Origin of the sequence: Streptomyces huiliensis, assembly GCF_020037025.1 — a bacterium.
GTDB lineage: Bacteria > Actinomycetota > Actinomycetes > Streptomycetales > Streptomycetaceae > Streptomyces > Streptomyces huiliensis.
In genome coordinates this window covers 1-9,464 of the sequence record NZ_JAIQLH010000352.1, presented here as the reverse complement: position 1 = coordinate 9,464, position 9,464 = coordinate 1, and the positions used below count along the sequence as shown (strand labels likewise).

The window sequence follows — 9,464 nt, the reverse complement described above, 5'->3', positions numbered from 1 at the left end:
ACGGCCGTCGCCCTCGCCGAGCGCCTGCACCGGGTGCTCGCCGCCGTCCTCGCCGACCCGGGCACCCGGCTGTCGGAGATCGACGTCGTGGGGCCGGAGGAGCGGCGACGGCTGCTGACGGAGTGGAACGGCGCACCGGCCCCCGAACCGGGCGCTGAAAGTGACCTGTTCGCGCACCGGATGATCGAGGAGCAGGCTTCTCGCAACCCCGACGCGCCGGCCGTCGTCCACGGCGGCACCTCCGTCACCTACGCCGAGCTGAACCGCCGCGCCAACCGCCTGGCCCGGCACCTGATCGCCCGGGGCGCCGGCCCCGAGGACCGGGTGGCCGTGCTGCTCCCCCGTTCCGTGGACCTGGTGGTGGCCCTGCTCGCGGTGTGGAAGGCCGGCGCGGCGTACGTGCCGGTGGACCCCGCGTACCCCGCCGAGCGGATCGCCTACCTGCTGGCCGACGCGGCGCCGCGCGTCGTCCTCGACGGGCCGGTGGACACCCGCGCGTACGCCGACGGCGACGTCACCGACGCCGAGCGGACGGCCGCCCTGGTTCCTGCCCACCCGGCGTACGTCATCCACACCTCCGGCTCGACCGGCCGCCCGAAGGGCGTCGTCGTCGAACACCGGGCGCTGGCCGCCTACTTGCGCTACCTCCGCACGGCCTACCCGGGCATCCCGGGGACGAGCACCGTGCACTCGTCGGTGGCCTTCGACCTGACGGTGACCGCGCTGTACGGTCAGCTCGTCAGCGGCGGATGCGTACGCCTGGCCGAGCTGGACGAGGACGCCGCCCAGGAAGCCCCCGACTTCCTCAAGGCCACCCCCAGCCACCTGGAGCTGTTGGCATCGCTGCCCGAGCAGGCGTCCCCGGGCGCCTGCCTGGTGCTCGGCGGCGAGGCGCTGCACGGCCGGGCGCTCCAGGCATGGCGCGAGCGGCACCCGGACACCTGGGTGGTGAACGCGTACGGGCCGACCGAGTCGACCGTCAACTGCTGCGACCACCGACTGCCGCCCGGCGCGCCACTGCCCCCCGGCCCGGTGCCGATCGGCCGGCCGTTCCCCGGCGTCCGGGCGTACGTCCTGGACGGCCGACTGCGGCCCGCCCCGACCGGCACGACCGGCGAACTGCACATCGGCGGCACCCAGTTGGCCCGCGGCTACCTGGATCGTCCCGCGCTGACCGCCGCCCGCTTCATCGCCGACCCGTTCGGCCCGCCCGGCTCCCGGCTGTACCGCACCGGCGACCTGGCGCGGTGGCGGTCCGACGGCCTGCTGGAGTTCGCTGGGCGGGCCGACGGCCAGGTGAAGGTGCGCGGGCACCGGATCGAACTGGGCGAGATCGAGGGCGTGCTCCGCGAGCGGCCGGACGTGGTCCGGGCCGCGGCGGCGGTGCACGGGTCCGGGCCCGAGGACGGCGACCGGCGGCTGATCGGCTACGTGGTGCCCGCGCCGGGTGCCGCCGTCGACCCGGAGGAGGTGCGGCGCGACGCCGCGCGGCTCCTGCCCGCCCCGCTGGTCCCCGCCGCCGTCCTCGTCCTCGACGCGCTGCCGCTGACGCCCAACGGCAAGCTCGACCGGGCGGCGCTCCCGGCGCCCGACTTCACCGGCGCGGCCCGGGGCGGCGCGCCGCGCACCGCGCGCGAGGAGTTGCTGTGCGAGCTGTTCGCCGAGGTGCTGGAGGTGCCGACGGTGGGCGCCGACGACTCGTTCTTCGACCTGGGCGGGCACTCGCTGCTCGTCGTCCGCCTCGCCGGCCGGCTCCGCGCGGCGTGCGGCGTCCGCGTCACCATCCGCGACCTGCTGGACGCCCCGACGCCCGCCGCGCTCGCCCGGCGGACGGCCGCGGGCGAGGCCGGCACGGCGGACCCGCTGGCACCGCTGCTGCGGCTGCGCGGTGGCACCGGCACCCCGCTGTTCTGTATCCACCCGGCGGCCGGCACCGGCTGGGTCTACACCGGCCTGCTCCGCTTCCTCGCCCCCGGCCGGCCGGTGTACGCCCTCCAGGCGCCCGGCCTGGGCACGCCGGAGCACGCGGCGGGCACGCCGGACGACGTGGTGAAGGACTACCTGGCGCGGATCCGCGAGGTGTGCCCGGACGGGCCGTACGCCCTGCTGGGCTGGTCCGTCGGCGGTCTGATCGCCCACATGCTGGCGGTCCGGCTCCGGGAGGAGGGCGCGGAGGTCCCGCTGCTGGCCCTGCTCGACGCCTACCCCCGGACCGCCGAGGACGCCGGTGACGACCAGGACGCCGACGAGGCCGCGGCGCTCCGGGCGCTGGCCGCCTCGCTGGGGCAGGAGCTCGCGCCGGACGGCACCCTGGCGGGCCCGGCCGACGTGGAGGTGGCGTCGCTGGTCCGGGTCTACCGGGAGATGAGCCGCGTGTACGCCGATCCGGTCCTGGGCCGGTTCGACGGGGACGCGGTGCTGTTCCGGGCGGCGGCGGACAAGCCGGACGGCTCGCCGTACACCCCGGAGCTGTGGCGCCCGCACCTCGCCGGCCGGCTCGACGTCCACGCCGTGGACTGCGACCACGGCGGCATGACCCGGCCAGCGGCGCTCGCCGCGATCGGCCCTGAGCTCGACCGGCGACTGGCCGCCCTGGCCGACGCGGCCCACACACACGACGAGACCGACCACCGCGGAGGAATCCGGTGACGACGACACCCACCGTGCCCACGGCACACCTGCACCACGTCGGGGTCCAGACCTTCGACCTGGACAACTCCCTCGCCTGGTACCGGGACTTCCTCGGCTGCCGACCGACCTGGACCGCCGAGACGTTCTCGGAGCTGACGCTCAGTCGGCTGCCCGGGGTGTCCCGGATCACCGAGGTAGTCGCCGGGGGCGTCCGGCTCCACCTCATCGAGCGCACCACGCCCGTACGGGAGCGCGGCCCCGAGGACCGCGTGCAGTTCCAGCACGTCTGCCTCGCCGTGGACAACCCGGAGGAGCTGGTACGCCACCGGGACCGGTGGCAGGAGCTGTACGCCTCGGGGCGGTACGACTTCCTGCTGCCCGACCCGCCGTCCGGGATCGTCACCGACGCCGAGGGGGTACAGAGCTTCTACTGCCTGGACGTCAACGGCCTGGAGATCGAGTTCACCTACGTACCGGAGAGCAGCCGATGAGCCGCAACGCCACCGCGGTCGCCCTCTCCCTGCCCGACGCGCGCGGCTGGGACTTCGGCGACTACCCCTACGCCCTCGAACCGCTGACCCTGCCGCACCCCGGCGACCCGTGGCCGCTCGCCTCGGACGCGGGCCCGGAACTCCGGGAGGCGTGCCGTGGGTTGCTGGCCGCCGCCGACGACGGCGCCCTGCTCACCGAGCCGGTGACCGAGGAGGGCCTGGAACGCCTCTTCTGGTTCCGCTGGATCACCGGGCACCACATCTCGTTCGTCCTCTGGCGGCTGGTCGCCGCCGCCCTCGACCGGCTCGGCGCGGGCGAGGAGGAGGACCTGGCGACGGCCCGGGAGATCCGCCACCACGTCCGGGCGTACAGCGCCATGATGCTGTACACCGGCTCCAGCACCCCGGCCGTCTACAACGCGGCCATCCGGCCGAGCATGTACCGGCTGCACAGCACGTTCAGCGGCACCTGGGCGGCCGACTTCCCGGCCGTGCGCAGCCTGTTCCGCGGCCGTAAGGTGCCGCCGGTGCCGGCCGCCGAGGCCGACGCGCTGGTGCGGGAGGTGGCGCTCGGCCACCGGATCCACCTCGGGACCGCCGCCAAGCTGGTCTCCGACGGCCGGTCGCTGCTCCAGCACCTGGTCGACAACCCGCCCGAGCGGCAGCCCCGGATGTGGACGAGCGTCTTCGACTGCTACTTCCTCACCCTGCGCGCCCCGGTCGCCGGCCAGGAGGTGCTTGCCCAACTCCTGCGCCGCTGCAAGGCGGTGGCGATGGACCTGACGACGAACGGCCTCTACCCGGCCGTCGCCCACTACCCCGGGACCGCCCCGGACGAGCTGTGCACGCCGGACGTCCTGGCCTGCGAGCACGAGCTCACCGACATCGTGCTCCGCACGGCCGCGCTGGCCACCGCCACGAGCGCCGAGCCGACGGGCACCGGACCGACGAGCCCCCGAAGGAGCGGCTGAGAACATGGCTGAGACGATGCGCCACGGAATCATCATCCTGCCCGAGCAGCGCTGGCAGCAGGCCAAGGACCGCTGGGTGACGGCGGAACGGCTGGGCTTCGACCACGCCTGGACCTACGACCACCTGATGTGGCGCTGGTTCCGCGAGATGCCGTGGTTCGCGACCATGCCCGTCCTGACGGCCGCCGCCACCGCGACGTCCCGCATCGGCATCGGCACCATGGTGGCCAGCCCCGGCATCCGGCACCCCGTCGCCTTCGCCAAGGAGATGATGACGCTGGACGACATCTCCGACGGCCGGGCCATCTGCGGGATCGGCGCCGGGGCGGGCGGGTTCGACGACGAGGCCCTCGGGCTGCGCCGGCTCAACCCGCGCGAACGGGCGGACCGCTTCGCCGAGTTCGTCGACCTCACCGACCAGCTGCTGCGCGAGCCGGAGACCACGTACCGGGGCGACTGGTTCACCACGACCGGCACCCGCCTGCACCCCGGCTGCGTCCAGCGCCCGCGCGCGCCCCTGGCGGTGGCGGCCACCGGGCCGCGCGGCATCCGGCTCGCCGCCTGCCACGCCGACATCTGGATCACCATCGCCTGGCCCGGCCACGGCGAGCCCGTCCGCTACGACGAGGCGCTGCCGGTGCTGCGGCAGCAGTCGGCGCTGCTGGACAAGGAGTGCGAGGCGATCGGCCGCGACCCCGCCTCCGTCCGCCGACTGGTGGTCACCGGCGCGATGATCGACGGTGTGATGGAGTCGGTGGAGACCTACCGCGACGCCTGCGGCCTCTTCGGCGGCATCGGGATCACCGACCTCGTCGTGCACTGGCCGCGCGCCGACTTCCCGTACCAGGGCGACTTCCGGGTGCTGGAGGACATAGCGAACGAGGTCCTCCTCCCCGGCCGTCCCGCCTGACCGGCCGCCCCACCTCCCCCTTCCCCCCCGTCCCGAAAGGGTTCTCCTCCTGTGCTGTTCCGTCCCGAGCTCCACGGCACGCAGGGCGCCGTCTCCTCCACCCACTGGCTCGCGTCCGCCGCGGGGAACGCGATGTTCGACCGCGGCGGCAACGCCTTCGACGCCGCGGTGGCCGCCGCGTTCGTGATCCAGGTCGTCGAGCCCCACCTCAACGGCCCGGCCGGCGACGTACCGATCATGGTCCATGACGGTGCGACCGGCGAGGTGACGGTCGTCTGCGGGCAGGGGCCGATGCCCGAGGCCGCCACCGTCGACGCCGTCCGCGCCCTCGGCCTGGACGCGATCCCCGGCTCCGGCCTCGTCGCGGCCTGCGTCCCCGGCGCCTTCGGCGCCTGGATGCGCGTCCTGCGGGACCACGGCCGGCTGCGGGTCGCCGACGTCCTCGAACCGGCCATCGGCTACGCCGAGCACGGCTACCCGCTGCTCCCCCGCGCCGCCCTGATGATCGAGGCACTGGCCCCCCTGTTCCGCGACCACTGGACCGCGTCCGGCGCCACCTACCTGAACGGCGGCGAGGTCCCCCGGGCCGGCTCCCGGATGCGCAACACCGACCTGGCCCGCACCTACCGCCGGCTCGTCGCCGAGGCCGAGGCCGCCGGATCCGGCCGCGAGGCGCAGGCGGACGGCGCCATCACGGCGTTCTACGAGGGGTTCGTGGCCGAGGCGATCGACGCGTTCGTCTCCACCACCGAGGTCATCGACTCCACCGGCGTCCCACACAAGGGCTTCCTCACCGGCGCCGACCTGGCGCGCTGGCGGCCGACCGCCGAGCGGGCCGCCACCCTCGACTACCGGGGGAAGCTGGTCCACAAGCCCGGCCCGTGGTCCCAGGGCCCGGTCTTCCTCCAGCAGCTGTCCCTGCTGGCCGGCTACGACCTGGGCGCGATGGGCTTCGGCAGCGCCGACCACCTGCACACCGTCATCGAGTCCGCCAAGCTGGCGTTCGCGGACCGCGAGGCCTGGTACGGCGACCCGGAGCACGCGGACGTCCCCCTCGCCGCGCTCCTCGACCCCGCCTACGCGGACGCCCGCCGGGCGCTCATCGGCCCCGAGGCGTCGGCCGTCCTCCGGCCCGGCGCCCCCGGCGGCCGCGAGCCCTGGATCCCGCCCGTCCTCGACTCCACGGACGGCCCGGTCGAGCCCGAGTGGCGGGCCGAGCTCCACAACGGCATCCCCACCGTCGTCCGCAAGACCGCGGGCAAGGGCGACACCACCTGCGTCAGCGCCACCGACAGGGACGGCAACATGGTCGTCGCCACCCCCAGCGGCGGCTGGCTGAAGAGCTCGCCCGTGGTGCCGGGGCTCGGCTTCCCGCTCGGCACGCGCGGGCAGATGGCTTGGCTGACGGAGGGTCACAACAACGTACTGGCTGCCGGCAAGCGGCCTCGCACGACGCTCAGCCCCACCATCGTCCGCACCGACGACGGCCGGCCGTACCTCGCCTTCGGCACGCCCGGCGGCGACCAGCAGGACCAGTGGACGCTCAACTTCTTCGTCAACCACGTGGACTTCGGCATGTCCCCGCAGGAGGCCGTCGAGGCGGCCACCTTCCACACCGAGCACGTGCCGACGTCGTTCCACCCGCGCCAGGCCAGCCCGCTCGGCGTGGTCGTCGAGGAGGGCGGCTTCGCGGACGCCACCGTCGCCGAACTGCGGCGCCGGGGGCACGAGGTGCGGAACGCGCCCGCGCTGAGCCTGGGCAAGGTGTGCGCCACCGGCCCGGACGGCGACGGCGGCGTACTCGCCGCCGCGAGCCCGCGCGGCGGCCAGGCCTACGGCGTGGTGCGGTGACCGGATGACCACCAGACAATCAGGGGGCCCGGCCGTGCCGAGGATCGTGCTGCTCAACGTCGGCACGGCGGCACCGCGGGCCGTCCACCGCCAGCTGTGGCTGCTCCGCGAGGGCGACGTCGTGGTCAGCCCCCTCGTGCCGGACGAGGAGTTCCTCCGCTACGTCTGCGGCGAACTCGGCGTGGACCGGGCGCGGGTACGCTTCGTGTCCGCCGGGGAGAACCTGACGGACGAGGCCCTGACCGCGCCCGCGCTCGTCCGCGAGGTCCGCGCGCTGCTCGGCCATGCCGCCTGGGAGCTGCTGCCCGCCCACCACACGGAGGGCGTCGCCGCCTTCGCGGACCTCTGCGGCCTGCCGGCCGACACCGGGCTGCGGTTCGCGGCCCAGCGCGGCCCGGTGCTGCTGAACCGCAAGTCGCACTTCCGGCAGCTGGCCGTCGGCGCGGAGGTACCGGTGCCGGAGGGCACCGTCGTCACCGGCCCCGCCGCCCTGGCGGCCGCCGTCGAGCGGTACCTGCCGCGCACCGGCACGGTGGTGGTGAAACGGGACGACGACCTGGGCGGGCAGGGGAACGTGGCCCTCACCCTCAAGGAGACCCGGCCGCTCCCCGGCACCCGCGCGACCCTCGCCGCCGACGCCCCCGAAGCCGCCGCCGACGTCCTGTGGGCGGAGCTGACGGACGACCGGAACCCCGTCCTGGCCGTCGAGACGTACCACCGGTCCACGGACAGCTTCTACGCCGAGTACCTGATCGGCCCGGCCGGGGACGTCACGTTCCTGAACAGCGGGACGATCCGGCGGCGCGCGGACACCGACCCGGCGGCTCCGGAACTCGTCTGGGTCGGCTTGGAGTTGCCCGCGGAGCTGCCGGCGGGCACGAGTGCCCGGGCCCTGACCGCGTCGGCCCGGATGGTCGCCCTCGCGGCGGCGATCGGCTACCGCGGGCACATCAACGTCGACGGCATCGTCACCGGCACCGGCGAGGTCCTCTTCAACGAGGCCAACGCCCGCTGGGGCGGCAGCCTCGCCCTGCACGCCGTGGGCGAACGGCTCCTCGGACCGGCCTACCTGGACACCCACGTCCTGTCCGGGCTGCGGGACGTGCCCGCGCTGCCGCTGCCGGCCGCGCTGGACGTCCTCCGCCGGCACGGCCTCGCCTTCTCGCCGGAGACCGGGGAGGGCGCGGTCGTCCTGGGCTACGACCCCTCCGGGGAACGGCCGTTGGAGTGCGTGGTCCTCGCCCCGACCCGGGAGCGGGCCCGCGCCCTGGAGGCCGGAATCCGCGACGCGGTCGAGGAGGTGCGGCGGTGAGCGACGCACAGGGCGTACGGCAGGAGACCGGCGACCGCCCGTACCGGCAGGGGCTCGACAAGGCCCTGCTGATGAGCCTGGCCCGGGCCGACCGGCGGCGGGTCGCCGCGCGGACGGCAGTGCTGGCCGTCCTCTACGCCGCCGTGGTGACCGCGATGCTCCGGCCGGGCGTCGGCTGGTGGGCCCTGCTGGGCTCCGCCTTCCTCGGCTTCGTCCTCTCCGGCTTCATCAACGCGGCCCACGACTGCGTGCACGGCACCCACCTGGGGTCGAGGAGGGCCAACCGGATCGCGGGCGCCGCCTGGTCGACGCCGATCCTGCTCAACTACACCATCTACCGCCACCAGCACCTCGTCCACCACCGCTACACCGGGGTGGAGGGCGACAGCGAGCCCGCCGAGCACTACGCGACCCTGCGCGCGTACCTCTACAACCTGTCCGGGCTGCCGTTCTGGCCGGGGTTCCCGCGCCGCATCGTGAAGACCTGGCGCGGCGACTTCCCGGCGAGCGTCCGGACGGACGACCGCCGGCGCGACGCGAAGCGGGACAACTGGGCGATCTTCGCCTGGCTCGTGGCCGCGGCCGTCCTCACGGTCCTCTTCCCGTTCGCGCTGCTGGTCGCCTACTGGGTGCCGCTGGCGCTCTCGCTGCCCGCGAGCGTCTTCCTCAGCCTGCCCGAGCACTACGGGCTGTGGGGCGTGCCGGAGGTGTCGCGCAACACCCGGACGGTCCGGTCGAACCGCTTCGTCCGCTACTTCATGTGGAACGCCAACTACCACGCGGAGCACCACCACTACCCGGCGGTCTCCTCGCTCAACCTGCACCGGCTGCACCGGTCCATGCCCGTCCCGCACCCGATCCAGGAGAAGTCCTACCTCCGCTTCCACGCGGGCCTGGTGGGGGCGCTGCGCAAGGGGAGGCAGGACTACGGGCGGACGGCCGGCGGCTGAGCGCCCCCTTTCCGAAACCCCACGACGACCAGGAGGTCACCGATGAGCAACCCGTTCGAGGACGAGACCGGCACGTACCGCGTCCTCGTCAACGACGAGAACCAGCACTCCCTGTGGCCGGACTTCGCCGAGGTGCCCGCCGGGTGGGCCGTGGCGCACGGCCCGGCCCCCCACGGCGCGTGCGTCGACTACGTCGAGCGCCACTGGACGGACATGCGGCCGGCGTCGCTGTCCCGGCGGGCGTCCGCCGCGTGAGCTCCGGCGGCTACGGCGCGCGGGCACACGCCGTGGGACGGGTGCCCGCCGCGGGCCGGCGGCCGGCCGAGGCGGAGCTCGACGGGCCCGTGC

Annotated in this window: 8 protein-coding genes; all 8 read left to right on the top strand. The window is 74.9% G+C overall.

The window, feature by feature from the left end; all coding sequences use genetic code 11:
* Positions 1-2,649 (top strand): amino acid adenylation domain-containing protein (locus JNW98_RS33150; RefSeq protein ID WP_223772006.1); only part of this gene is annotated, 2,649 nt, incomplete at its 5' end.
* Positions 2,646-3,122, top strand: coding sequence for a VOC family protein (locus JNW98_RS33145; protein WP_223772005.1), 477 nt, complete (start codon positions 2,646-2,648; stop codon positions 3,120-3,122). The genes JNW98_RS33150 and JNW98_RS33145, both read left to right, overlap by 4 nt.
* Positions 3,119-4,093, top strand: coding sequence for a 3-methyl-L-tyrosine peroxygenase-related protein (locus JNW98_RS33140; protein ID WP_223772004.1), 975 nt, complete (start codon positions 3,119-3,121; stop codon positions 4,091-4,093). The genes JNW98_RS33145 and JNW98_RS33140 overlap by 4 nt, the downstream gene beginning before the upstream one ends.
* A gap of 4 nt (positions 4,094-4,097) precedes the next feature.
* Positions 4,098-5,003: an LLM class flavin-dependent oxidoreductase gene (locus JNW98_RS33135; RefSeq protein ID WP_223772003.1), complete on the top strand. Its 906-nt coding sequence runs from the start codon at positions 4,098-4,100 to the stop codon at positions 5,001-5,003.
* Positions 5,004-5,054: 51 nt separating this feature from the next.
* On the top strand, positions 5,055-6,854 hold the full coding sequence (locus JNW98_RS33130) for a gamma-glutamyltransferase family protein (RefSeq protein ID WP_223772002.1): 1,800 nt from the start codon (positions 5,055-5,057) through the stop codon (positions 6,852-6,854).
* Between the two features lie 4 nt (positions 6,855-6,858).
* Positions 6,859-8,166, top strand: coding sequence for a preATP grasp domain-containing protein (locus JNW98_RS33125; RefSeq protein ID WP_223772001.1), 1,308 nt, complete (start codon positions 6,859-6,861; stop codon positions 8,164-8,166).
* Positions 8,163-9,116 (top strand): fatty acid desaturase family protein, encoded by a 954-nt coding sequence (locus JNW98_RS33120; RefSeq protein ID WP_223772000.1) that lies wholly within the window; start codon positions 8,163-8,165, stop codon positions 9,114-9,116. The genes JNW98_RS33125 and JNW98_RS33120 overlap by 4 nt, the downstream gene beginning before the upstream one ends.
* Before the next feature lie 42 nt (positions 9,117-9,158).
* The gene (locus JNW98_RS33115) at positions 9,159-9,371 is read left to right on the top strand and encodes an MbtH family protein (RefSeq protein WP_223771999.1); all 213 of its coding nucleotides are present in this window, start codon (positions 9,159-9,161) and stop codon (positions 9,369-9,371) included.
* Positions 9,372-9,464: the final 93 nt, after the last annotated feature.